The organism is Paenibacillus sp. G34 (assembly GCF_056856875.1).
Genome location: NZ_CM166469.1, coordinates 5,000,349 through 5,025,802, shown reverse-complemented (window position 1 = coordinate 5,025,802; position 25,454 = coordinate 5,000,349). Strand labels below are relative to the sequence as shown.

Below are 25,454 nucleotides of genomic sequence, written 5' to 3'. Positions count from 1 at the left end.
CGGGAAAGGATGAAGGACGTGCTCGAAGTGAGACAGGTGAGCAAAGTGTACGAGGGCCAGCGCGGTGTGCACCATTTGAACTTCACCATGGAGCGAGGCGAGATTGTTGGATTTTTGGGACCCAATGGTGCTGGCAAAACGACGACGATGAGAATGATTACAGGGTATCTGCATCCAACAGAAGGTTCAGTTCTGGTCGATGGTGTATCGGTTCATGATCAGGGACGGAGCGTTCGCTCCAAAATTGGATATCTGCCCGAAACGCCGCCGCTTTATCCGGATATGACGGTGCAGTCATATCTTAAATTTGTGGCCAATCTGCGGGATGTGCCTGCGCGTGAGGTCAAACTTCGGATTAGTGAGATGGTCAGCAGGTTGGGATTGCAGGGTAGGGAAAAACAGTTGGTGCGCGGATTGTCCAAAGGATACAAGCAGCGGCTGGGGCTAGCCGGAGCGATCATACATAAGCCAGACCTGCTTGTGCTGGATGAACCTACCTCTGGACTTGATCCGAACCAGATTATCGAGATTCGGGATTTGATTCGGGAACTGGGTGAAAATCATACCGTGTTACTTAGCACGCATATTTTGCCTGAAGTAAGTACGCTCTGTAATCGCATGCTGATCATTAATCAGGGAAAACTTGTATTGGATGGCTCACCGCAGGATCTTGGCTCTGCGATGGGGGATCGTTTCAAGGTATCGCTTGAAGTTAAAGCAACGGAACAACAGTTGTTGCAGGTATTGTCACCTTGGGAAAAGGCCGAAACAGAGATTATTCCATCTGTAGTTACATCTTCTTCCACTCCTCCTGAAAGAAGCTTAGAAGGAACGTCAAGTGAATCAGGAGCCTCAGCATCAGGAGAAGCCGTTTCTCTCGCACCTTCCACCGTACATGTAAGGCTTACCGGGGAAACGTCCGAGGATTACCGGGAAGAGCTGTTTTATCTGTTGTCTGGTGCAGGTTTGCCTATTCTGGAGATGAAACGTGAGAATCTTAGCTTGGAGCAAATCTTCCTGAAGTTAACAACGTCGGAGATTACTGAAACCGAGGCAGCATTAACCCCCGGGGAAGACGTACAGGATGCGGATGATGCAGGGCCAGAAACTTCTTTGGGTTCAACTTCCGATGAAGGGGAGGGAAGCAAATGAGACGAATGATGGCCATCTGTAACAAGGAGCTGCAGGCATATTTCCTGTCACCAACCTCTTATTTTGCTTTTGCCGTATACGTGCTGATGACAAGTCTGCTGTTCTATTCAAGTTTTGTATACTATCAGCCGAGCATTGTAGACTACCGCCTTGTCTTGGGTGATACGTTGTCTATGCTGCTTTTTGTCGTGCCCTTGTTAACGATGCGACTCGTTGCAGAGGAGTTCAGACAGGGAACGGACGAGCTGCTACTGACTTCACCGACACGGGTGAGCGAGATTATTTTCGGAAAATATTTAGCTTCACTCGCCATTTTGCTCGTGCTCATTTTGTGCAGTCTGGTGTATCCGTTTATCATGTCTTTTTACGGGAAGCTGGATCTTACGTCGGTCTGGTTATCTGCCCTTGGTTTGTTCTTCCTCGGTGCCAGCATGATGGCAATCGGACTCTTTGCTTCCACGTTGTCTCAGCATCAGATGGTGTCTGCGGTGGCGGGTTTTATTATGTTGCTCGTTTTGTGGATGCTTGATTCATTTGCAGGCAATACGGGGTCTGCTTTGCAGAAGTGGCTTGATCCGTTTGCACTGACAAAGCACTTTGATAACTTTACCAAAGGTGTGCTAAGCGGACCGGATGTTTTGTACTATGTAACACTTTCGGGTTTGTTTTTACTGTTAAGCATTCAAATTGTGGAACGGAAGCGGTGGAGGTGAGAAGATGAAAAAATGGTTAAGTCATACCAATAGTACCGTCTTGTCCGTCGCGGTGATTGGCATTTTTATTTTGCTAACCCTGTTCCTGAATTCGCTTGGCGGATTCCAACTCGATCTGACCTCAAATAAACAATATACGTTATCTGACCAGTCACTTACAGCGATCAAAAATGTCAAAGATGATGTCAACATTCTCGTATTAACGGTTGAAAATGCAAACAATACCGTCCTGAACCGCGAAGTAGCGGATATGATTGAAGAGTATACCAAACGCAGCGGCAAGCTGAAAATGAAACAGTACAACTTGACGCAGGAACCTGCGCTTGCCTCCAAGTACGGAATCACGGGCAGCTCGATTGTGCTGGAGCAGGGAGACCGGCATAAGGTCATCGACATTGCCAGCCTGTTTACCGCAAATGGAGACGGGAGCGATGGATCTTATCAGTTTACGGGAGAGGAGAAATTAACACAGGCACTGATGAACCTTTCCTCAACGGAGACGAAAAAAATGGTGTTCCTGACTGGACATGAAGAATTGAGTCTCGATCAGATGGGGGCTTTGCGGTCTTCACTGGAGCAGAATAATGTCACAACAGAGGAGTTGCAACTGAATCAAGCTGGCAAAGTACCTGAGGATGCCGATGTACTCGCTATTATTGGGCCACAGCGTGATTTGAGTGATGCTGAGCTTAAGGCCGTACGGACATATATGAGCAATGAAGGTAAGCTGTTATTATCCCTCGGTTTTGCAGAAGATATGAAGTCCAGTTGGAAAAATATCGACGCATTGATCGCGGACTACGGCGTAGTTGATGAGCATGCGGTTATGGTGGATAACAATCAAGCCAGTACAATGGGGCCGCTGTGGCTTGCACCTGAGTACGGAAGTCATGCCATCACAGACAAGCTAGCTCAGAACAAGCTGTACCCGATGCTGTCTCTGTCGATTGCACTAACTAGCAAGGAGCAAGACAAGTATAAGCTGTCTCCGTTGATGCATTCCTCGAATGAAAGCTACGGAGAGACCAATATTAGCGGTTTGCTGCAAAATGAAACGAATAATGATAAGGATGTGGACATCCAGGGGCCTGTAGATCTTGGCTATGCCGCAGATACGAATGATGGCAAGCCCAAAGCGGTCATTCTGGGGTCGTCCATTTTCATGCAGGATTCGGAAATTGTAAATGGCGGCAACCGGGATTTCATTTTGAACACTGTAAATTATCTGAGTGAAAAGCAAGACGGTCTGACGATTCGTCCACGCGTACAAGCTGGTTATGAGACCGCATATCTGAATGGTCAGCAGGCCAGAGTCATATTTTTTGCAGCCATTGTAGCATTCCCGCTTGTCTTTGTGATCATCGGTGTACTCTTATGGTGGAGGCGCAGACGAGTATGAGAAAATTAATTCCAACAATAGTGGTCGTTGTTATATTGATTGCAGGCTGGGTGTATGCAGCCAATCAGAATTATTTTCGGGAAGAAGAGGCAGTGCAGGCCAAACTTCTTGGTATATCATCATCAGATATTCAGGCTATTACGCTGCATGAGGGGACTGGAGATAAGTCCGGTACAGGTGCGGGTACAGATTCAGATGCGGTGTCAACGTTAGAACTAAAAGATGGAGTCTGGCACATGACGGAGCCGAAAAACTATCCGCTGAATGAGTACAGTGTTGGCAGCTGGCTTGAAGCCGTGAGTAGTGCTGACCAGGAGATGATTGTCGAAGAGTCGCCAAAGGATGTAGAGAAATACGGCTTGGGGAATTCGGCTACACGTCTGGATATCAAAGTGAAAGACGGGCGTGAATTCAAGCTTGCAATAGGTAGCCAGTTGCCTGCGGGAGATACGCACTATGTGCAAGTGAATTCAGGAGCGGTAGTTGCTGTGAAAAATGAAGCGGTCACCAATATGGCTCTCACACGCCGTGGATTAATGGACACCACCCCGTTTAACATGGATGAGTCTAATGTGCGTACGCTGGAATGGGAAGGAGAAGCGGCGAGCTGGATGCTAAGGGCATCGGCAGAAGGGGATACAGCGTCTGAACATACGTGGACGATCAATGGAAAATCCATTAAGTCAGAAGATGCAATATCGCTGATCGGTCAAATTAAAAATCTGACTACTGCCGATGACGTTCGTAAGGCATCCGATTTAAAAGATGCGATTCCTCGCTCCACTTTGTCAGTCCAGCAACAAGTGAACGGGAAAGAGGCGACTACGGTTTATCGGTTGCTGACGACCTCTTCGGAGCCAGATACGATCTGGGTCATTACCCCGGATGAAGAGTGGGCCTATGCGATGGATGCGGCTGGTCTGAAAGAAGTGGAGAAGTATTCGGAGAAACTCAAAACATCCAGTGCCATTTCGAAGTCTGGGGAGAAATCTACAGAATCCGAGAAGGCACAAGCTTCTACAGCTTCTGCACATTCAGCTGCATCTGAAAAAAATTCAACATCATCTTCGACTTCTTCCAGGAAGTAAGTCGGGAAAAAGAACAGTACTGTTGTAATGCAGTACTGTTTTTGGTTTGTTTTAACGAAAAAAAATCCGATTTGAACTTCCCTACAAGCAACAATAATGTGCCAACTTGGTAAGTCAAAGTGCCATATCCTTTCAGCATATCGATCACAGCAGACGCGCATCCTATCTATGTGAACCAAACCAACCACATTGGAGGATGAACATTACATGCCAACAGTCAAAAAGGCAACAGCGATTACGTTATCATTGTCTACTGCAATTTTTGTAATGGCCGGCTTGACGGGTTGTGGGAATCGCGATAATAACATGCATACACAAAGTGTTCGTGAACAAGCACATGGTATCAATCGTTACGGCGTTGAAACCAACGGTATGGATGGTATTCGTGCGAAAAGTTACCGGATGCACAATGTCACCGACCTGAGATCCAGCGATGAGCTGGCGAAGCGTATTAATGAGATGAAGGAAGTCGAGTCCGCTCACGTCATGTTGACGGATCGTAACGCTTATGTTGCTGTGCGTCTGGCTCATGGACATGCAGGCAAGCTGGGTAGCAAATCAACAGGTCAACCGAGTGGTCGTCTGAATGGCACGATGCGTAACCATGCCAGCGATACGATGCGTGGCGGGTTGATGAATGAGGATATGGGTGGGATGCGCGTTCATGGCGGATCGGGCACGAATTCACCGTACACTACAAGCGGAATCGCTCCGGGGCTTAATACGGGTACAGCAACAGACCGCAGCCATATGGGCAATGACCGCGGAATCTATGGCACGATGGGCACGGGCACAATCGGTATGATGCGCGGTTTGACGGATAGTGGCAAGGCGCGTCCGATGGACGAAAGTCAGTATGGCACAAGAAGTGAGCGTCCACGTATGATGGATAGTTCGGATGACAACACACCTGAGGAGATCAAAGGTAAAATCTCCGCCAAAATCAAGCAGTTTGCACCAAACGTGGAGAACGTATATGTGTCGGCTAACCCCGATTTCGTAGGCCAGGTGGAGAACTATGCAGCCGATCTGCGCAACGGTAAGCCAGTCAGCGGCATGATCGATACGTTCCAGTCGATGGTGGAACGCATCTTCCCAACGAATGCGGGCGATACCAATCACCGGGACGGAATTTTAGGCGATGGTGTGATGAACCGCAATCATGATGGTTTAATGAATCGTAACCATAATGATGGCGGCATGATGAACCGTATGAATCGGTAGGACGGTGAAATGAACAATTGTGCCTTTGCGGAGGTGCTTATCCACTGCAAGGGCATATTTGTTTCTACATAAGTACATTACTTGGTCAAAAAACACTAAATATCTATCTAAGATTCATGAATACTAATTAATTGTTGTAAGAATTGCTTTAACTCTTTGGTCGTTCCGTTCAAGTGCTTAATCGTTTCCATAAATTCGCTTAATACTGCTACAATCTCGTTAGCGACATTTTTGACAGGGATAAAAGCAACATCAAAGGGAACGCCAAATATCTCCTTCGGAAAGTGACTGTATGTCGTTGTTGTGCCGTTATTCTTTCACAATGAAAATGGAGCAAGCAGTGATTGTTTAAATGGAATGTTATGTGCTGGCACACCCGAAATAACCATTCAACTGCCCATTTTTCTTATAAAACTGAACCAACGCCCTTGAACTGACATAAGATGAGTTGACTGTATCCCCTTAACCTTGTTACACCAACACAACCCGAGCAAGGAGGGGTGAACATTGAAGGGTATCGATCATCATAAAAGCAAATTTTTGTTAACCCACCGTGAACGCGAAGTATTCGAATTATTGGTTCAGGACAAAACAACGCGTGACATCGCAGGGCAGTTATTCATCAGCGAGAAAACGGTGCGTAACCATATCTCCAATGTGATGCAGAAACTCAATGTTAAGGGTCGTTCGCAGGCAGTTGTAGAGCTTATTAAGCTCGGAGAACTGAAGATTTAGCTGCGAATTACAGTTAAAATGAGGCAACACAAAAGCCTTTCTCTATCCTTCAGTATGAAGTATGGGGAAAGGCTTTTATGTTTGTATTTTGGAGCGGTAGGGCTCTCATTTTAGCTGCAACACACGACAACTTTTTCGTCGTATTTTCTTTTAATCAGCAGTTGCCCACGTTTATCAATCAGATACGGAATATCGTTTTTCTCTAACGTTTGCGTCATATGTTCGGAACTGTTCTCCATAAAAACATAATACTCATTCTGCCTGTCGTTATAATCCATATACGCGGGTATCGTCAACACAACAACAATTACAATGGAAGCAACAATCCAAATCCACCTTTTGGTCACTTCAATTGAACCTCCTCTTTACGCTTATGTTCCTTCATAAATGCTCTCCATCTTTTTCTCGAAAATGGCTGATAAAATAACTGCTCCAATTCCTCAAACTCTGCATCATTTAAGTCTAAGTACAACGCCTTTTTGGCAATTTTAGCGGCAGGCTGTGATGAGATGGTGCGTCTGTCCACTTTTCGTTTGATCGGCACGTGAAATTGCAAAAAGTCTACGTAACGTTCCCAACCTTCCCAGCTCAACCTGGCTCCACGTTTCCAATCCATCGCATAGAGGGCAATATAATTGTTGACGGTGTCACTACGCTTAGTGGCAATGATCCAAATGTTTGGAACGATTTTATTACGCTGTCTGCGGTTCATAAGCAGTACTCCTTTTTTGATCACCGAATCATCCCGTATAGACGCATCACCTGTTCTGTTCCTATTACTAAGGAAAAGGTAAGAGTAAAAGTAAGAGTAAGAGCTAAGAGCAAGAGCGCAAGTACAGACGAATGAATAACAATTACATACGATTAACTTTAGCAGACTGTGAAAAAACTTCAAATGGACTGAAGGTGTGACTAAGCCTGATTGATTAACATAATGGACTTATATCAACTCCAGCGAAAATCCTCTTGATTTGCCAGAGCGCCTTGATTAAAATAAAGGTGTAAAAACTATTTTCTTTATATTTATAAAAATAATAAAAAAAATTTTCATATTAAATATAAAAGAGGTGCTTATGGCAGCCATCTTACATGCATTGCAGCAAGAATTAAACCATCTGCCGTCTCAGGAAAGGCGGATCGCCGAGGTGATTCTACAATCGCCGTCGGATGTTCCGGGCATGACGATTAACAAATTGGCTGAACAGAGCGGGACAAGCGCGGCGACGGTAACTCGTTTTTGCAAATCATTTCACTTCAAAGGTTTTCCCGATCTCAAAATGAAACTTGCCGCCGAACTGTCGCACGCACCGAATGAAACAGCCTATCAGGATATTGTTGCGGGCAACCCTTTATCCAAAATCGTCGAGGCTATTGAAGGGAATCATCTCGCATCTATTGCGGATACAACACGGTTACTGGATTTGGGCAGGTTAGAACAAGTCGTGCAGCTATTATGTCAGGCCCGGCGTATTGACCTGTACGGTGTGGCGACTTCGTCCATTGTTACACAGGATTTTTATCAGAAGCTGGTACGGATCGGTAAAAGCTGTACTGCCTTTTCCGATTCCCATATGCAGATTACATCCGCTTCCTCGCTTGGGCAAGGAGATGTGGCGCTGGCCGTATCGTATTCAGGTGAAACACCGGAGACGATCGATGCGCTGACTTGTGCCAAACAGGCTGGAGCTTCCACGATCTCGCTGACGTCATATGGCAGTAACTCACTCGCTGCCGTATCGGATATCCCGCTTTTCACATCTTCTCTCGAAGAAGGGATGCGACGCGGCGATATGGCTTCACGCATTGCGCTGCTGCATGTGATTGATATTTTGTTTACAGGCATGGTCAGTGCAGATTTTGATCAATTTATACCTAAACTTGAGCAGTCGTATCACAATGTGCAGTCCTATCGTTTCCATCACACCGGAGGTGCTTGACAGATGAATATTCGTATTTTTGAAAATGAAGAAGATTTGAACGCGACGGGTGCAGGCTTGATCGCCAGCTTGCTGCAAACGAAACCTCGTGCCGTACTTGGACTTGCAACGGGAAGTTCACCTGTGGGCATTTACAAGCAGTTAATTACGATGTATCAAAAAGGTTTGGTGAGTTTTGCGCAGGCCTCTTCTTTTAACTTGGATGAATATGTAGGTTTACCTACAGAGCATCGTGAAAGCTACCGCAGTTTTATGAATGAGCAGCTGTTTAATCATATCGACATCGATCTATCCCGCACAAATGTGCCCAATGGCGAGGCAGTAGATTTGGAGGAGGAATGTGCGAATTACGAGCTACGTTTGGAGGATCGTGGGCCTGTGGATCTGCAACTGCTCGGGATCGGACATAATGGTCATATCGGTTTTAATGAACCTGGAACGGAATTGACGGGGCGCACCCATGTGGTAGGTCTGAAGGAAGAGACCAGAAAGGCGAACGCCCGCTTTTTTGATAGCATCGAGGAAGTTCCAGCGCAAGCGATTACGATGGGTGTGGGTTCGATTTTAAAAGCGAAACAGATCCTGCTCATTGCCCGTGGAGAAGAAAAAGCGGAGATTATTCGCGAAGCGTTCATGGGTCCGATTACCACATCCTGTCCTGCATCTTTGCTGCAATGTCATCCGAACGTCGTTGTATTGCTGGATCGAGCGGCAGGGAGGCTGGTTAGATGACCGAAACCAATCCTAAAGTCAGTGAGGCTGAAGGGGAGAAAAACATAACCTTGCTTCGCGGCAGACTGTTGCTTGCCGATGAACTGTTGGAAGACGGTCTGATCGCCTGGCGCGCTGGGAAAATCGTATATGCCGGCATACCAGAAGGTTTACCTGAACAGATTCGTCGGGAAGCTGGATCACTTCCTGTAAAAGGGGCAGGGCTTATTGTAGCTGGATTTATCGATATCCATGTGCATGGTGGTAACGGGGAAGATTTCATGGATGCCAGCCCTGACGTGTTGGACAAGATCACTTCATTTCATAGTTCCCAGGGCACAACGGCGATGCTGGCGACGTCCATGACCGCTCCGAAGGAACGTCTGGATCATGTTTTGGCTGAAGTAGATCGCTACCGTTCGGGGAAAATGCCATATGCTCAGCTGGAAGGTGTGCATTTGGAGGGTCCCTTTTTTAGTCCAAAGTGGCCTGGCGCGCAAAATCCCGATCATATCGTGCTTCCTGACGTTAGCTGGCTGCAAGGATGGGAAAAGCAATATCCTGGCCTCATTCGCCAGGTGACGCTGGCACCAGAACGTGAAGGGGCATTGGAGGTCATCTCCTGGCTGCGGGAACAACGGATCACGGCTGCGCTGGGTCATACCGATGCAACTTACGATGACGTACAGCGCGCAGTGGAGGCCGGATTGCATCATGCCGTGCATACGTTTAACGCGATGACACCGCTACACCACCGTGAGCCGGGAACAGCAGGAGCCGTGCTAAGTGATCCGCGTATTAGCGCCGAAGTCATTGCCGATGGCATTCATGTGCATCCCGCCGCGATTTCAATCCTTGCTCAATTGAAGCAAGGCAATGACCAGCTTGTGCTGATTACCGATGCGATGTCAGCGGCAGGGCTGGAAGATGGCGAATACAAGATCGGTGATCTGCCCGTTATTGTAAAGAACGGCGAAGCTCGTTTGAAAGAAGGCAGCGCTCTGGCAGGAAGCACGTTGACTATGGTTCGTGGGTTCCGTTATCTTGTGCAGGAAGTAGGGCTGAGTCTAATCGCTGCTTCTAGAGCAGCCAGCTTGACGCCCGCACGTTTGCTAGGGATCGACCACCGAACGGGTTCCCTGACGAAGGGGAAACAGGCAGATATCGTTTTGCTGAATGAGGATTTGGAAATTGATACGGTGTGGGTGCAAGGCAGAAGGATCGGCAGTTGAGAGGAAATACGTTGAACAATATGTTAAAATAGATCTCAAAAATGAGATCTGCGGATCATTAACGGAGGCATGAACCATGGAACGAAACGCCATGCTGGAACATGATCCGTTTATCCCCGTGCTGGCGGAGAAGCTGCACATTCACGGATACTATGCTTTTTATGGCGAGCATTACAATGAGACGGATATGGAGCAGTACTGTAAACATCTGTTCACAACCTTTAATAACATCGTATGGATTGAACTGGATGAGCGTAAAAAGTACATGATTGTGGATCATCGTGGACGTAATACGGTCATGAAACTCATCGAAGGTATGTTAAATACGCGCAGAACGCTACGAGCTAATCAGGCAATGGCGGGAACCGATACGAGAGGGGTAGATCAGGAGATCGCTCATTTCTCTAAGCAGGTGCACATGCTGAAGTTTACTACGTTTCGCCCGTAAAGTTAGAATAAAGACGGAGTTGGTCAAGGATGGATGGATGCAGGCAGGCCTGTAACTTTATCCTGACGAATAGTAGAGTGGGGAACCCAGTAATAACCCAAATATATTGAAGAAGTATCGAATTATGCTTAGTCGTGGCTGACCACCTCGTTATGAAGCAGGGCACTGCGTGCTGTGAGTGCCCACCCTCATCATGAAGCAGGGCACTACGTGCTGGGAGTTGTCCACCCTCATCATGAAGCAGGGCACTACGTGCTGTGAGTTGAACGCAGAACGCAATGCGAATAGTTCACACTATAAACCGTTACGGCAAGTGACGAGTAGCGAGCCAGACTGTGACAATGATGCTTGAAGCTCTAACGATCCTGAGGGAGCTTATTTGCCCTATTTTGCAGTGTTTTCGATTCTAACGATCACCACACACGCTATTTCATGTAAATGAGCAGTTTTAGGGTGTAAAAGAGGCGTTCCATCGCAAATAAGGTCTCTGGTGATCGTTAGATTTCTGAAAGACTCTAAAAGTGTGAAATAAGCTCTCTGGTGATCGTTAGAGCATCAATTAGCTAGTTTTTGTCTATGTTTTTTAGTTTGCTCTATGTTTTTGGTTTGCTCTATGTTTTTAGTGTGCTCTTTGTTTTTTTGTTTGCTCCTTTCGTGAAGGTGGTGTACCGCCCAGCATGGCACTTTTATTTATGGGGTCTGTTCCTACATACTTTACAGCTTTACAAAAGATACATTTCAAAAAAAGAGTCCTGTCAAAGAATCAAAATGTCCGTTACCAAGGGTACATTTTAGATCTGACGGGGCTCTTTTGATGTTTTCATTTGATTTTTTATAGTAACAGTCATAGAAATGAATCAATTCAAATCACATCTAAGTTTCAGTATTAATTACTATCTAAACGAAGTCACGAAACTGCTGAACAGCGTTCGCACGTCGTATTGATATTGATGGATCGGCTCAACCGGACGATTGATGCCAAGCAACGTATACACAGCAATCCGTGCGGCGCGTACTGAATATTCCTCCGTAAACACCACATCATCTGGAATCTCGCAAAATTGACTGATAAATGCCAGATTCGTTGAACCTTCCGGCACGACTTGAGGGCGGTCACTGTTCAGCCTTGGCATAAATTGCGCAGTGATATACGGCATCATGCAAGGAATACAGTTGGCCGTTGCCATGATCTCCTCTTGATGCTCCTGGAAATGAAGATGGCCAATCAATTCTTGCATAATCTCTTCCCCGGTGCAATCACACATTCTTTTTTTCACATAGTCCCCTACATTATCAGGATACAATCCATAACCCCAGAAGACTTTGACGTGCTCAGGCTGATTGCGGAAATGGGGCTGAAAAGCCAAAACAACGGACATAAACCAGCTCGAGTCTTTGAATGTCACAAGTGCTCCTGTACCTGCACGGTTACGTGTGAATTTTTCCATCAGATCAAAGAAAACGGAATCCTGGAAAGTGACGGTGAATGATTCCCATTTGGACTCATCGATATGATCATCGAACGAAGAAGGGGTGCCCAGCATCGGTTTTTTCGCCGCAATGTTCTCCCACAGCTTCCAAGAGCTGCCCTTGCCATTCAGTTTAGGAGCGGAAGTCATCGAACCCAGATCTGCACCTTCGGTCATCGATCCGTTCGTAACAATAACCAGATCACCCTCATGAATGTCGATCACTTCCTGGGCACCGTTCCGCCGTACATGCATACCTGTGACTGTAATTCCGTCGTCTTCTTTGAAGTCCAAATCCGTAACAGTGCATTTCAGCGTGAAATCTACGCCGTACGGCTCCAAATATCGGTGCAGCGGCAGAATGATGGAGTCATATTGGTTGTAGGGTGTACGTGTAACCCCTTCGAGCGTTTGAATTCGTGGAAACTCGTGAAAAAAGCGAAGCATATATCGTTTGAACTCCACCGCACTGTGCCAAGGCTGAAAGGCAAACGTCGTTGCCCACATGTACCAGAAGTTCGTTTGGAAAAAGTGGGGTGCAAACCAGTCGTTGATCCGCAATTTACCCAGCGTCTCTTCAGGCGTAATGATGAGTTTGCCCATCGCCAGCCGGTCGGCCATATCAAAACCCATGGATAATACGTCTTCCACCTGACCATCGCGGTTAATTAACCGTGCATTGGAATGTGTGGGGTTAGCGTTATCAAAAGCCGTAATCTCTTCTCTGACCGATATACCCGGATGTTCAATAGAAGGGATGGTCTCCAGCAACTCCCACAGGTTTTCATATGCCTCATCATTGAGCATCCGTCCACCGCGAATGACGTAACCTTGTTCCGGATTACCTGCACCGTCATTACTCCCCCCGAGAATCGGCATTTCCTCGATGATGTGAATATTTCCGCCGGGGAAATCACAGTCTCTGACCAAATAAGCCGCTCCTGCGAGAGATGCAATACCGCCGCCTACAAAATAAACCTGTTTAGAGCCATGTTCTTTTTTCACGATCAATCGCCTCCAAAAGATGGTGTATTCTTCACATTTCCAATGTAAACCTGCACCGGAAAAGAAGGTATGATCAAAAGAAGACAGCTGTCTGTTTTTTAGTCACTTTTGGAAAAATGTCTAGTTTTAGTCGGGAGATCTAGCGATGACTTGATGCTAATTGTGTATACCGTATTCATATGAATAGGGCAGAATCTCTGAATTCCTGGTATAGGGTAGTTCGCCCGAAGATGAACACGATGATAGAAAAAAAGCTGCACATCCTTAACGGGATGGCCGCTTGTAATCTGCCTTATATGCCTTTTCTAATTTATGTGTTGCCACTGCATTAATCGTACCTCTATTTTGTTATTCCAATTTTTGTTCCGTTATCTGCACTCTTATTCATTTTTTGTTCTTCAATCCGTGCTGATACTTATGCTCATACTTATGTAGTGCTCTTAGCACATTGCCCTCAATAAGTTCACTTAGTCGATCGATAATCTGTTTTGGCGGTTCTTTCATGTCATTTCTCATCCACTGAATAATCATGCCTGTGAAAGCCAGTGTATAGAAATTAACAACAAACTCTTTATCCTCGCCACGAACCTTGATTCCGCAAGCCAGTTCATCAATGACACCCATAATCAGATCATGCGTCACTTGATAGAGATAACCATCCAGATGAGAACGGCCAAGGGATTCAAGTGTATTGCAGCAAAAAGCTTTATTGTTCTCGATGTAACAGAAAATTTTGTAGAATCCTTCTGTCCACGTATCATAACTGCGGTATTCATGGATACTTTCTACCGCTTCCGTTTCGTAAATCCACCCGAGCAGGGCGTATATATCCTGAAAATGATAATAAAAGGTTTGCCGGTTTACACCGCAGTCCTGCACCAGATGTTTTACCGTAATTTTATTGAGCGGCATGTGTTCCATCAGGCATTTCAGCGAATGAGCCAGCGCGGTTTTGGTCAAGTGGGAAGCAGACATTACCGTTCACCTCATCATTCAGATTGTAGTCATCATACGACATGAGTTTACTACTGAAAACGTACATAAGAAGGCTACCACATTTTACCTAAATATGGTATTGCAATGATCACTGCAAACACAGAAAAATAAAAAAACGATGACCGTGTAGGCCATCGTTTTTACGTTATTACATTATTGAAGCGGAAATAACAGCGAAGGAAAGAACGATTCGCCACCGGAACTTCTGCACAAGCGGGCCCTGTGTTATTCTACTCATCCCCGTAAAAGCTAGATTACGTTTGTAAAACGACTTATAGGAACGCGCATAACGTAGTGGAGGGGGCGAAATCGATTCTGAAGAAGCGAAGCGCTCTCTTATAGATTATCCTCTACAGGGGTTAAATAAAAATTTACACGTTAAACGGAGTGGGGAGAAAAAAGCTGTAGAAGCGAAGCGCTCGCCTTTATTACCGGATTTCTCCCTTTAGAAAAGGGATCAAAGAAATCTGGGAATAACAGCGATCGAAAGCTTATTCTCCCTGCGAAGTGACCTCCGTGTAAGCGTGTTTTTTAACGATTATAAGCTTTTCATAAATTCCACGACCGTCAGCAACCCTTTATCAAAGTTCTCCAGGTTAAAATGTTCGTTTGGTGCATGCAGATTTTCGTCTGGCAGACCAAAGCCCATCATTACGGCAGGAACGCCAAGGACGCGGGAAAGCTTCTCAACGATTGGAATGGAGCCTCCATCCTTGGTGAATAGAGCACGTACGCCATATACTTTTTCGTAAGCGTCTGCGGCTTTTTGCAGGATAGGATCAGTCGGATCGGTATTGAACGCAAAAGCCTTCTCGATCTGTTTGATCTGTAATGTTGCTCCTGGTTGAACATGTGAACGCAGGTGAGCCTCGATGCGATCCAGTACATGCTGCGGATCTTGATCTGCAACAAGACGGCAAGTGATTTTAGCGTGAGCTTCCTTTGGAATGACCGTTTTGCTGCCTTCGCCCTGGAAACCGCCCCATACACCATTCAATTCGAGTGTTGGGCGCGCCCCAACACGTTCTACAAAGGAGTACCCTTCCTCACCATACAATTGCTCCAGTCCAAGATCTTGACGAAGCTGTTCTTCATTGAAGCCTTGCTTCACGAATTCTTCTCTCATCTCGGGGGACAATGGCAGAACGCCGTCATAGAATCCATCTACGCTCACGCGACCTTGCTCATCATGCAAAGATGCCAGCAAGGAAACGAGGGCATGAAGCGCGTTGGGTACACCGCCGCCGAAGGAACCGGAGTGCAGGTCGGTATTGGCGGTGAACAGATCCACATGCATTGAGCACAGGCCGCGCAGGCCCGTGGAGATGGCTGGTTTTCCTTTTTCCAAAAGGGACGTATCCGAGATCAGCACCATGTCTGCACGCAATTTGTCGGTGTTATCATTCAAATAAATCGGCAGGTTCGGGCTGGAGATTTCCTCTTCGCCTTCGATGCAGAATTTTACGTTGACTGGCAGTTCTTTATTTTCCGCAATCAGAGCTTCCACGGCTTTGATATGTATAAAAATTTGTCCTTTATCATCCGTTGCGCCGCGGGCGTACAGCTTCCCATCACGAATCGTTGGTTCGAAAGGAGGGGTTTCCCACAGATGAAGCGGATCAACGGGCTGCACGTCATAGTGTCCATAGATCAGGGCTGTCGGTTTACCCGGAGCATGCAGATGGTCTGCATAAACAATCGGATGACCCGCTGTTTGGATAATCTCGACATTTTCCATACCCGCACGTGTAAGTGCATCCGCTGCCCATTGTGCCGCACGTTGAATATCTTCTTTATGCTCAGAAATGGCGGAAATACTTGGAATGGATAACCATTCGTTCAATTCTGCCAGATGTTTATCCCGATTCTGCTCAAAATATACTTGTTCTTTCATTGAAAAAGGCCTCCTTCAAATCTGCTTTCAATCTATTGTAATCCATTTTGCCCTGTTAATAAAACATTGGTTAAAAAAATGATCCCCCACAGGGCAGCATGATCAAGCTTAGTATTTATTCTAAAATAACTCCAGCTGCTCGGGTCCTTCTTCCTTCTCAGGCTCGGTGCGGTCGGGGAATGGTTTGATAGGCTGACCTAGCAGTTCCATCATCATCTGGGCGTTGGTTGCTGCATCTCCGGCAGAGTTATTGTTGAAAATAACAAACACATCTTCACTCTGCTCCTGCAATTGTTCCAGATAACCTCTCCACTCTATCAATTCCTGCTCGTTGTATCGATACAGATAACGTGTCTCACGCCAGTTTGATGCGCCGTTTTGCTGCCAGCCGGATCCGTTGCGTCCATGCATACGGACGAGTGTCATCTGGGAGTCGGTTGCGACGGGCACAATAGGAATAGAGCCTGTCCCAGCCTGTGGTTCGTCACAGACACTATGAATCCATCCTTGCTCTTTCAGAAAATGAAGCGTGCGCTGACGCATGTTGTCTGCATACCAGCTTTGGTGACGAAATTCAATCGCGCATGGAATACCCTCCATACGGAGCTTCACTTCCCGCAGTTCATTGACGTTGTCCCGATTACACTCAAACCAAGGCGGATATTGAAACAAGGCAGCCTGCATTTTGCCTGCTTCAATCACAGGTTCAAGCGATTCACGAAAAGCTTTGTACATCTCGGATGTGCTGGTAAAGTACGGCTTGCCGCGTAGATGTCCCGTCATTCCTTGATAAGCTTTCACGATAAATGAGAATGATTCAGGCGTTTCCGCAGCCCAGCGGGCCATCCGGTCGCGAGGCTGCACGGCGTAGAAGGAACTATCTACCTCCACCGTGGAGAAATATTGTCCGTACAGACGAAGCTTGTCTTTCGCTTGGGTACGGTTTGGATAGAGGTCTTCCTGATCGCCCCATCCCGTAAGTCCAATACGAATCATAAGAACACCTCCTGTTGTATGTATTTAACCGATTCGCAGGAGCATGATATGTCTAACATTATATCGTGCGTTATAAAAGCGTTCAATGAGTGACAGCAGAGGATTATTTTGAGTTTGAGGCATAAAACGTTACAATAATTTGGAATGATACATAGAGCATAACCAGTCTATATTCATTGGATAACAGCGACTGCTCAGGCTGTTTGTCATTGGAGTGTAAGTCTTAGTAATATCTAGTCCAAAGTATAGTGCTAGCTGTGCGAATGATGATACGGAGGGCGAAGATGACCATGACGGCATGGTACGAAAAGAGTTTTGGCGAAGATTATCTGCTCGTATACAAACACCGGGATGTGCATGGTGCTTATGAGGAAGTACATAAAATGATTAACTGGCTAAGGCTCCATCCTCATGCAGAGGTGCTTGATCTATGCTGTGGCATGGGCAGGCACTCTCTTGCGCTTGCGGACGCTGGTTTTCAGGTGACAGGAGTAGACTTGTCGGATGTGCTTCTGAACGAAGCCAGGGAACTCGATACCGATCATCGGGTCAGGTGGTATCATGCCGATATGCGCAGGCTTCCGCCTAACGCTCGTTTTGACGCCGTAGTTAACCTGTTCACTTCATTTGGGTACTTTCCTGAAGATGTCGAGCAATTGAAGGTGCTGCATGCAATGCATGATGTATTGAGACCGGGAGGCAGCTTCATTATTGATTTTATCAACACAGCTCATGTGAAGAAACATCTGGTGGCACACTCCGTTCGTGAAGATGAAGGGCAGCGGATTGAAGAGTTTCGCAGGATACAAGACGGATTTGTGCAAAAGGAAATTCGAATCAAGGACATCGCAGCCGGAACGGAACCGCGAATTTATAAGGAAAGTGTCAAGCTCTACTCGCGTGAGCAACTCAGTGAAATGCTGGAGGCTGCGGAGCTTCAGGTTGATCAGGTTCACGGGGGTTACGATGAAGAGAAGTATGATGAGCAGACTTCGCCGCGCATGATTTTTGTGGGACATCGTCCTGCGGACTAAAAGCAAAAGCATGCTCAGTTTAAATATCTTTAGTTCACTTGTGAATGAGAGAGGGGAGAGACCATGAAACGTACAAGAACCGAAGAGTTATCGATGCCAAAAGGGATGCACCGTATCCAAATCACGATGTCTTTTCCGCTTCGTTGGGTGAACAGTTATATTTTGACCGAACTGAATGGAAAGGTAAGCATTATTGATCCGGGACCAAGATCAGCAGGGACGGAGCAGGAGTGGCAAGAAGCGCTGGCAGAGCGAGATTTGACCTTTGAGGATGTTCATCAAATTGTGTTAACTCATCATCATCCCGATCATCTGGGATTATCCGGATGGATGCAGCAGATGTCGGGTGCACCGGTGTTAATGTCAGCACGCTCCCGCCAGGAAACAGATTTCATGTGGGGAAACGGGGCGAGTATTGAAGAGAGGCTGCCAGCGTATTACCTGCTTCATGGTATGCCGCAACAAAAAACGATTGAAATCAAGGAACACATGAGAACGTTTATCTCGCAGATTACACCACTTCCGAAGGCAACCATCATTGCGGATGGTGATACTATCCATATGGGTGGAAAAGCTTGGACCGCTGTGGAAACGGGGGGACATGCTCCAGGCCATCTGTCGTTCTATGCTCCCGAATTCAAAGAGATTTTGTGCGGAGATGCGGTTTTACCCCAGATTTCACCCAATATTAGTTTGCAGCCGGGCAGTGACCCAGAACCGTTGCTATCATACATGGAAGGATTACGGCGGTTGAATATGTTTGAGGTGGAGCGTGCATATCCAGGCCATCGAAATCCGTTTACTCGTTTTACGGAACGCACAACCGACTTGCTTGCTCATCATGAAGAACGTCTGGCAAAACTGACCGAGCATTTGCAGAAAACCCCAGCTCACGCGTACGATATCTGCCTGCATCTGTTTGGTGATCGGCTCGGCACACACCAGTTGCGCTTCGCCATGAGCGAAACACTGGCTCACTTGCAGGAATTAATCCGGCGTGGCTTAGCGAAGCAGGAACAGCAGCAGGACGGCATCATTTATTTTTCAATCGTTTAAGTAGCTAGGCGTCATAATCCGCATAAACATCTTTTTGCAATTTTAATAATATATCTATATTTCAATACCAATTTTATTGTTGATCGTTGTCCCCGAGCAGGAAGTACCTGTTCGGGGCTTTTTTTTGTGAGATCATATTAAAAAGCTTTAGGCACGCTTAACTGTTTATTCAGCTTCCTTTAAGCCTGCTTGCCTATCATACAACTATGAACTTTGCTATAGAAAGCAGGGATAAGCGATGGCAAGACGTAACAGGAACCAATGGAGAAAATGGCAAGCTTCGGCTGCAGCAACGTTGACGGTGGCTGCACTCTTTCAATATGTAAGAACCTCGGATGCATTTGATGCGGCTTATGCGGCTGCAAATGGAACAGACACTGGTGTGACGGCTTCAACACAGGTTGATTCACGCGACGATGTGATGGATGAATGGTCTCCAGATCGTAAAGATCAGTATAGCTGGGATGCAGATGGAGACTCGGTTGATCAGAATCAGAATCAGAATCAGGATCAGACAAAATTGTTTCGCTCAGGCTCGGATATCAATCGTGGCCATTATCAGTCACACATAGGTGTATCATGAGCCGCACAGAGCAAGCTGTAAGTCCGCTCCGATTTTGTTTCTACGCGATGAACACGGAGGTGGAGGTACAGCTGTTGGCAGATAGAGAACAAGCGGAACATGCAGCCTGTCTCGTGAAGAACTGGTTTGAAACACAGGAGCAGCGCTTCAGCCGTTTTGTGGCTGACAGTGAACTGAATCGTCTGAATAAGAGTGAAGGATGGGTACCTGTGTCGGCTGCGATGGATGAGGTGCTCAGCCTGGCTTACGGATATATTGGACAGACGGAGGGCATTTTCCAGCCAGGCATCTCGCAGGCCTTGCGATCTGCGGGATACGATATAAGCTTTGAGAAGATGCAGCAGAGAGGATTCCAGCTGCCTTTGCTGGCGCGTCTGTTTCGTACAAGAGAAACGGAATCTTTTAGTATGAGCGAATATGATTATGATTACAGTCGTCCGAACTGGATACAACGGGAAGGTAGCCGGATGGTTCATCTCGATCCGGGAGCCGAACTTGATCTCGGTGGAATCGTGAAGGGCTGGGCTGTAGAACGCATTGCAGACTGGTTGCAGAAGACGTTGAAGATTACTGCGGGCATGATTAATGCAGGCGGTGATGTCCAGGTATGGGGAACGAAAGATCATCAACATTGGACACTTGAGATAAAAAGTCCATTCTCACAGGAGCAAGGTATGAATGGGGCGGTAAGGCTGCAGCGAGGGGCTGTCGCGACTTCAGGCATTACACGCAGACAGTGGCAGGATGAGCATGGTCTTACAGCACATCATCTTATTGATCCCCGGACGATGGAACCCTCACATACAGACATTTTGCAATGCACAGTGGTTGGTCAGCATGCTTCGCAGTGCGAAATTATAGCCAAGACCGTATGTATCTTGGGAAGTGCGGAGGCAGTGAATTGGCTTAATCGGCATTATGACCGACATGATGCTCTTTGGATCACTAGGGACGGAAATGTATATTTTAGAGGCAATACTGCAACGCTTGCTGAGCGCTGGCCTGGATTCGACCCGGATCATCGGTTCAGCTTGATCGAATAGGAACGGGACAAATCCAGTAGATTTGGGGGAGCCGGTTATGGCACAGTGGATTGTAGATTACCTGCCAACGTGGAACATTATTCGAATAAGTGGAATTGCGGCATATTTGCTGCTTTTTATCGGGGTATTTCTAGGTATTGCTCAAGGGATGCCTATGGCAAAGGGGAAACCAAAAGCTGTTATGTTAACGTGGCACACAAGAACAACCTGGCTAGCCTTTGGACTTGGCATAATACATGCGCTCACATTGGTTGTTGATCACTATAGCCCGTTTACCTGGAGTGAATTGTTGATTCCTTTTACAGCATCGGTGCACCCAATTGGTACGGGGCTGGGCACGTTAGCTTTCTACGGCTTGGTAATTGTGTTGTTGTCCAGTGATCTACGAAACAAGCTGGGACGCAGATGGTGGTTTATGTTCCATATGTTATCTTATCCGGTGTTCGCCAGTTTATTGGTTCATGGCATGATTACCGGCAGTGATTCGAATTATGTCATCATGCGCCTTATGTATGTATTTACGGGCATAAGTATTATAGGCATAACGGTATTGCGTGGGCTGTTACGGGAGCGCAAAGGACCGGAGATTACGATTGGACCCAAACGAATCGAATCAGAATCCATCCGGGATCGAAAGTGGGCAGAAGCCTATGGATTAGCTGTACCGCTCGGACAAGAGCAACTCAAATAGGCGTGTTAGTATACCGTGTTAAGTAGAGATTCTCTTGTTTGAGTATGATTTTTCATCATTTACAACTATATATTATTTTAATTTTAATATAGAAAAGCGGCCATGGAGGCCGCTTTTTTTCTGAGACGTTTGATTATGATCAACGTATATTAGGCAGATATGTATTCACTCGAAAACGAATCCATTCCGTGCCAATTCATCATCAGTTACTGGTACGCTAATAAGGAACTAAATTTTATCGTCACTAACCGGTTTTTCTCCCAGCGCCTCTTCCATCTCGGACTGTTTACGGTGAGCAATACGACTACTGGCGGCTGATGCGATGGCCCCGACAATATCGTCGAAGAACGTATGCACAGGCCCAAGGCTTTTGTCATTGAGACGTTCCAATACCCCGGGTTTTAGCTTGTCCACATAACCGTAATTGGTAAATCCGATACTGCCATATACGTTCACAATGGAGAAGGCCAGAATTTCATCTACGCCATATAATCCTTCATCGTTCTCAATCATCTCTTGCAGGGGAGAGATCAATTGTCCCTGTTCGGCCAGAAGATCAAGCTGGATGCCGGTTAACACCGCATTTTGCACTTCGCGTTTTTTCAAAACCATCTCTACATTTTCAATGCATTCTTCCATCGTCAGTCCAGGATAGTACTTCTTCTGAAGCAGCATAACCAGTTCTGCGATCTCAGGGATCGTGACGCCCCGTTTGTGCAACCATTCCCTTGTCGCTTCGGCGACTTTACGGCTATTCAGACTGTAAGGGATTTTTTCCTGCTCCGGATGTTCCATGGGCGGTTCCTCCTCTGGTGTCTATAAAAGCTGAACTGAAGGGGTTTACACGTACACTTCGATGACAGAAGAACCTTCCGATCGCTGTTATCCGCAGATTTTTCGATTACCTTTTATCCAAGGTGAAAATCTGCGGATAAAGGCGAACGCTTCGCTTCTTCAGGTTTTTTCTGTCCTCTCCGTTAATGTGTAAAAAAATCATTCAACTTATATATCGATGATTGTATAGATCTTACTTACATACGTTATTAACCGTATCGCGTTGCTTTTATGTTTGTTTCACATAAAGATCGTCAGCTCGAGTAAGGGCTTGTGCAAAAAGTAGTTATTTTTTGATCAAAGGCTCGTATACATGGTAGTACAAACTGTAAAAATGATGAGGGGGAACGTGATCATGAGAAAAATCCCATCTTTACGTAAGGCATCAGCAGCGGCTTTGCTAAGTATTCCTGTAGTTTTGACTGGCTGTGGTATGTTTGGTGCCCAATCTTCAGAAGCTATTGATCCGCCGCCGCGCATTCAGGAAGCTGCTATGATTCAGGCTGCCGAAGGGAACGGAACGCTAGCAACACTCCCGCTGACGACCGTCTATTTGCAAGACCAGCAGGGGCTGCTCGCTCCAGTCTCTTTAACACTTCCATCTGGAACGGATGTGAGTAGTCCGAAGACTGCATTAGATACATTAATTACGGGCGGAGCTTATGCCGGCATGTTACCAGAAGGTTTCAAAGGTGTACTGCCACAAGGTACGGTCGTGCAAAATGTAACGATTCATGCAGACGACAAGCTGGCAGTTGTCGAGTTCTCGGGTAACTTTGCCAAATATGATGCCAAAGATGAGCGTAAAATGCTGGAAGCGGTGACGTGGACACTGACGGGTACGCCAGATGTAAACAATGTACAGATCTGGGTGGATGGCAAAAAGCTAAGCCAAATGCCTGTGAACAGTACACCGCTACCAGAGCCGCTGAATCGTGCAGTAGGCATTAATCTGGATCTGGGCGAGTCCTTTACAACGAACAGCAGTCCGGTGACGGTTTATTTTTCAGCCGCTTCTCCTGCTGGTGTACAGTATTATGTTCCTGTTACACGTCTCGTAACTCCGGGTGGAGACCGGGTTCAGGCAGCATTAAATGAGTTGATCAAGGGACCAGCCAAAGGCGGAGAACTGGAAGAAGTCATGACAGGTGGAACCGAACTCCAGTCTGTTAAAGTATCTGAGGATGGAACGGTAACGGTTGCGCTTAAGGACGACATGTTTACTGAAGGGGATGTTGTACCTAGTGAACTTTTGCAGTCCGTTGTCCTGACAACCGCGGAGAACACAGTCAGCAAGGATGCCAAAGTGCAGATTGAATGGAACGGGCACAAAACGGTCAAAGGTGATGATAACCGGGATTACAGTACGCCTGTATCAAAGCCGGAGTATATCAACGAAATTCCGATTTAACAATAAGAAGGGCCTGAGGGTGCTTTTAACTGAACTCTTTGGTAAAATATAAAGGATGGCTGTAAGAGATAAGAAGTTCAACATTACAGGATGCTTAAGTCGTAGGAGGCAGAAAATATGAGATCTAACGGACGAACTAGCGAACAGCTGCGCCCGATGAATTTAACAATTAACACGAATAAATACGCCGAGGGCTCTGTATTGATTGAAGTTGGTGATACAAAGGTAATCTGTACCGCAACGGTGGAGGAACGTGTTCCGCCTTTTATGAAAGGACAAGGTAAAGGCTGGGTTACAGCAGAATATTCGATGCTTCCGCGTGCCACGCACACTAGGAACCAGCGTGAAGCGAATCGGGGTAAACTGACGGGACGTACGATGGAAATCCAGCGTCTGATCGGCCGGGCTCTTCGTTCGGTTGTGAACCTGCAGGCACTCGGCGAGCGTACCATTACGCTGGACTGTGATGTTATTCAGGCGGATGGAGGCACGCGTACAACGTCCATTACCGGTTCATTTGTTGCATTGGCACTTGCGGTGAACAAAATAGCACAGCAACACAAACTGCAAGTGTTTCCGATTACAGACTTCCTCGCTTCCGTGAGCGTAGGGGTTGTTGGAGAACAACCAGTGCTCGATTTGAACTATGACGAAGATTCCAAGGCTAAGGTGGACATGAACCTGGTGATGACCGGCAGCGGTAAATATGTCGAGCTTCAGGGAACAGGTGAGGAAGCACCATTTGATCGCCGTGAATTAAACGCGATGCTGGAACTTGGTGAACAGGGAATCTTGGAAATGATTGAGCGTCAAAAAGAAGTGCTTGGACCGATTGCGCTCAAAATTGGCTCACGCGGATTAGGTGAGGCATAAGATGAGCCTGGACAGCCCGGTTATTATTGTTGCTACCCGCAATGCAGGGAAAGTGCGGGAATTCGCACATGCCTTCGCTTCCCTGGGTAAAGAGGTTAAAAGCATGTTTGACTACCCGGAGCTGCCGGATGTCGTGGAAGACGGCGTTACCTTTGCTGAAAATGCATGGAAAAAAGCAAAAGCAGTTGGCGATGCGCTTGGGCTGCCCGTTCTGGCAGACGATTCGGGACTTTGTGTTGAACTGCTGAACGGAGAGCCCGGTGTCTATTCGGCAAGATATGCAGGTGAAGGTGCTACGGATGCACAGAACAACGCCAAGCTTCTGGATGCTCTCGCTGCATTGAAGTCCGGAGAGGATTCGCAGCAGCCGTTGCTAAGCCCGGCACAGTTTGTCTGTGCACTGGTGTTGTACGATCCGGCAAGCGGAGATAAGTATGAAGCCGAGGGTACGGCAGAAGGCTGGATTACAGCAGATGCGGCGGGTGAAGGTGGCTTCGGATATGATCCACTCTTCTATGTCCCGGACTACGAGAAAACGATGGCTGAACTTTCCTTGGAGCAAAAACAAGCCATCAGTCATCGAGGTCAAGCGCTGCGAGCACTTGTTTCTCGTCTGAAAGCATAAAGGTTGAGGTAAGCTGTAAGCTTCCCTCTAGTGCTGATCCGATGGCCCTTATCACGTGGAGGGAGCAGAAGAATCAGCTTTAAGTCATAAGGCGTTAATGGAGAACACAACGATCATTCCTGCGGAATATGTTGTCTTCCCATTAACGTCTTTTTTATATGCCTATATGTTAAACGTAACTGATACATCAATATACCTAAATATTGGGACCAATTTGGGATGATCAACACGGGAACGTGTGTTCTTTTTGCTATGCTGAAAATGAGATGTTTGCATGATTGGGAAGAGCGTTGGGACTGGGGTTG

General features: G+C 46.7%; 25 protein-coding genes. 18 read left to right on the top strand and 7 right to left on the bottom strand.

The annotated features are described in order from the left end of the window. Positions 1–18 precede the first annotated feature (18 nt). From AC1VYS_RS22765 to AC1VYS_RS22740, 6 genes are all read left to right on the top strand, one after another. Entirely contained in the window at positions 19–1,152 is a 1,134-nt protein-coding gene (locus tag AC1VYS_RS22765) for an ABC transporter ATP-binding protein (protein WP_482911583.1), read from the top strand. Beyond that, entirely contained in the window at positions 1,149–1,865 is a 717-nt protein-coding gene (locus AC1VYS_RS22760) for an ABC transporter permease subunit (RefSeq protein ID WP_482911582.1), read from the top strand. Before AC1VYS_RS22765 ends, AC1VYS_RS22760 begins: the two co-directional genes overlap by 4 nt. A 4-nt stretch (positions 1,866–1,869) precedes the next feature. Continuing rightward, positions 1,870–3,264 (top strand): GldG family protein, encoded by a 1,395-nt coding sequence (locus AC1VYS_RS22755; RefSeq protein WP_482911581.1) that lies wholly within the window; start codon positions 1,870–1,872, stop codon positions 3,262–3,264. Continuing rightward, the gene (locus AC1VYS_RS22750) at positions 3,261–4,352 is read left to right on the top strand and encodes a DUF4340 domain-containing protein (RefSeq protein WP_482911580.1); all 1,092 of its coding nucleotides are present in this window, start codon (positions 3,261–3,263) and stop codon (positions 4,350–4,352) included. The genes AC1VYS_RS22755 and AC1VYS_RS22750 overlap by 4 nt, the downstream gene beginning before the upstream one ends. Positions 4,353–4,559: 207 nt before the next feature. Then, positions 4,560–5,576 (top strand): YhcN/YlaJ family sporulation lipoprotein, encoded by a 1,017-nt coding sequence (locus AC1VYS_RS22745; RefSeq protein ID WP_482911579.1) that lies wholly within the window; start codon positions 4,560–4,562, stop codon positions 5,574–5,576. A gap of 507 nt (positions 5,577–6,083) precedes the next feature. Then, entirely contained in the window at positions 6,084–6,311 is a 228-nt protein-coding gene (locus AC1VYS_RS22740; RefSeq protein ID WP_090919235.1) for a helix-turn-helix domain-containing protein, read from the top strand. Positions 6,312–6,421: 110 nt separating this feature from the next. Here AC1VYS_RS22740 and AC1VYS_RS22735 read toward each other — a convergent pair whose 3' ends face one another. Then, a complete protein-coding gene (locus AC1VYS_RS22735) occupies positions 6,422–6,658 on the bottom strand; it encodes a hypothetical protein (protein ID WP_482911578.1) in 237 nt (78 codons plus the stop codon). Next, a complete protein-coding gene (locus AC1VYS_RS22730) occupies positions 6,655–7,023 on the bottom strand; it encodes a hypothetical protein (protein ID WP_482911577.1) in 369 nt (122 codons plus the stop codon). Before AC1VYS_RS22730 ends, AC1VYS_RS22735 begins: the two co-directional genes overlap by 4 nt. A 361-nt stretch (positions 7,024–7,384) precedes the next feature. Between AC1VYS_RS22730 and AC1VYS_RS22725 the strand changes: the two genes are divergently transcribed. From AC1VYS_RS22725 to AC1VYS_RS22710, 4 genes are all read left to right on the top strand, one after another. Next, the gene (locus AC1VYS_RS22725; protein ID WP_482911576.1) at positions 7,385–8,248 is read left to right on the top strand and encodes a MurR/RpiR family transcriptional regulator; all 864 of its coding nucleotides are present in this window, start codon (positions 7,385–7,387) and stop codon (positions 8,246–8,248) included. A gap of 3 nt (positions 8,249–8,251) precedes the next feature. Beyond that, a complete protein-coding gene (nagB, locus tag AC1VYS_RS22720; protein ID WP_482911575.1) occupies positions 8,252–8,980 on the top strand; it encodes a glucosamine-6-phosphate deaminase in 729 nt (242 codons plus the stop codon). Continuing rightward, positions 8,977–10,191, top strand: a complete 1,215-nt coding sequence (gene nagA / locus AC1VYS_RS22715; RefSeq protein WP_482911574.1) for an N-acetylglucosamine-6-phosphate deacetylase — start codon at positions 8,977–8,979, stop codon at positions 10,189–10,191. The genes nagB and nagA overlap by 4 nt, the downstream gene beginning before the upstream one ends. 76 nt (positions 10,192–10,267) lie before the next feature. Then, complete coding sequence (locus AC1VYS_RS22710) at positions 10,268–10,639, top strand: hypothetical protein (protein WP_482911573.1); 372 nt, start codon at positions 10,268–10,270, stop codon at positions 10,637–10,639. 893 nt (positions 10,640–11,532) lie between these two features. Here AC1VYS_RS22710 and AC1VYS_RS22705 read toward each other — a convergent pair. The 4 genes from AC1VYS_RS22705 to AC1VYS_RS22690 form a co-directional block, all read right to left on the bottom strand. Then, positions 11,533–13,113, bottom strand: a complete 1,581-nt coding sequence (locus AC1VYS_RS22705; protein WP_482911571.1) for an oleate hydratase — start codon at positions 13,111–13,113, stop codon at positions 11,533–11,535. Between the two features lie 384 nt (positions 13,114–13,497). Further along, positions 13,498–14,088 carry a TetR-like C-terminal domain-containing protein gene (locus AC1VYS_RS22700; protein ID WP_482911570.1) on the bottom strand — a complete coding sequence of 197 codons (591 nt, stop codon included), beginning with the start codon at positions 14,086–14,088 and terminating at the stop codon, positions 13,498–13,500. A 559-nt stretch (positions 14,089–14,647) separates the two neighbouring features. Beyond that, positions 14,648–16,003 (bottom strand): dipeptidase, encoded by a 1,356-nt coding sequence (locus tag AC1VYS_RS22695; protein ID WP_482911569.1) that lies wholly within the window; start codon positions 16,001–16,003, stop codon positions 14,648–14,650. A gap of 120 nt (positions 16,004–16,123) precedes the next feature. After that, positions 16,124–16,999: a DUF72 domain-containing protein gene (locus AC1VYS_RS22690; protein ID WP_482911568.1), complete on the bottom strand. Its 876-nt coding sequence runs from the start codon at positions 16,997–16,999 to the stop codon at positions 16,124–16,126. Between the two features lie 290 nt (positions 17,000–17,289). Here AC1VYS_RS22690 and AC1VYS_RS22685 point away from each other — a divergent pair, with 290 nt between their 5' ends. The 5 genes from AC1VYS_RS22685 to AC1VYS_RS22665 all read left to right on the top strand — a co-directional run bounded on the left by AC1VYS_RS22685 (position 17,290) and on the right by AC1VYS_RS22665 (position 21,406). Continuing rightward, a complete protein-coding gene (locus AC1VYS_RS22685; RefSeq protein ID WP_482915096.1) occupies positions 17,290–18,033 on the top strand; it encodes a class I SAM-dependent methyltransferase in 744 nt (247 codons plus the stop codon). Positions 18,034–18,096: 63 nt separating this feature from the next. Continuing rightward, positions 18,097–19,089: an MBL fold metallo-hydrolase gene (locus AC1VYS_RS22680; RefSeq protein WP_482911567.1), complete on the top strand. Its 993-nt coding sequence runs from the start codon at positions 18,097–18,099 to the stop codon at positions 19,087–19,089. 238 nt (positions 19,090–19,327) lie between these two features. Continuing rightward, complete coding sequence (locus AC1VYS_RS22675; RefSeq protein WP_482911566.1) at positions 19,328–19,672, top strand: hypothetical protein; 345 nt, start codon at positions 19,328–19,330, stop codon at positions 19,670–19,672. Next, a complete protein-coding gene (locus tag AC1VYS_RS22670) occupies positions 19,669–20,715 on the top strand; it encodes an FAD:protein FMN transferase (RefSeq protein ID WP_482911565.1) in 1,047 nt (348 codons plus the stop codon). The genes AC1VYS_RS22675 and AC1VYS_RS22670 overlap by 4 nt, the downstream gene beginning before the upstream one ends. A gap of 37 nt (positions 20,716–20,752) precedes the next feature. After that, positions 20,753–21,406 carry a ferric reductase-like transmembrane domain-containing protein gene (locus AC1VYS_RS22665; RefSeq protein WP_482911564.1) on the top strand — a complete coding sequence of 218 codons (654 nt, stop codon included), beginning with the start codon at positions 20,753–20,755 and terminating at the stop codon, positions 21,404–21,406. A 228-nt stretch (positions 21,407–21,634) separates the two neighbouring features. Here the strand turns inward: AC1VYS_RS22665 and AC1VYS_RS22660 are convergent, their stop codons facing one another. Next, the gene (locus tag AC1VYS_RS22660; protein WP_090919184.1) at positions 21,635–22,201 is read right to left on the bottom strand and encodes a phosphatidylglycerophosphatase A family protein; all 567 of its coding nucleotides are present in this window, start codon (positions 22,199–22,201) and stop codon (positions 21,635–21,637) included. 394 nt (positions 22,202–22,595) lie between these two features. Here AC1VYS_RS22660 and AC1VYS_RS22655 point away from each other — a divergent pair, with 394 nt between their 5' ends. The 3 genes from AC1VYS_RS22655 to AC1VYS_RS22645 all read left to right on the top strand — a co-directional run bounded on the left by AC1VYS_RS22655 (position 22,596) and on the right by AC1VYS_RS22645 (position 25,149). After that, on the top strand, positions 22,596–23,651 hold the full coding sequence (locus AC1VYS_RS22655) for a GerMN domain-containing protein (protein WP_482911563.1): 1,056 nt from the start codon (positions 22,596–22,598) through the stop codon (positions 23,649–23,651). A gap of 117 nt (positions 23,652–23,768) precedes the next feature. Beyond that, on the top strand, positions 23,769–24,524 hold the full coding sequence (rph, locus tag AC1VYS_RS22650) for a ribonuclease PH (RefSeq protein ID WP_110898930.1): 756 nt from the start codon (positions 23,769–23,771) through the stop codon (positions 24,522–24,524). A 1-nt stretch (position 24,525) separates the two neighbouring features. After that, complete coding sequence (locus AC1VYS_RS22645) at positions 24,526–25,149, top strand: XTP/dITP diphosphatase (protein ID WP_482911562.1); 624 nt, start codon at positions 24,526–24,528, stop codon at positions 25,147–25,149. Positions 25,150–25,454: the final 305 nt, after the last annotated feature.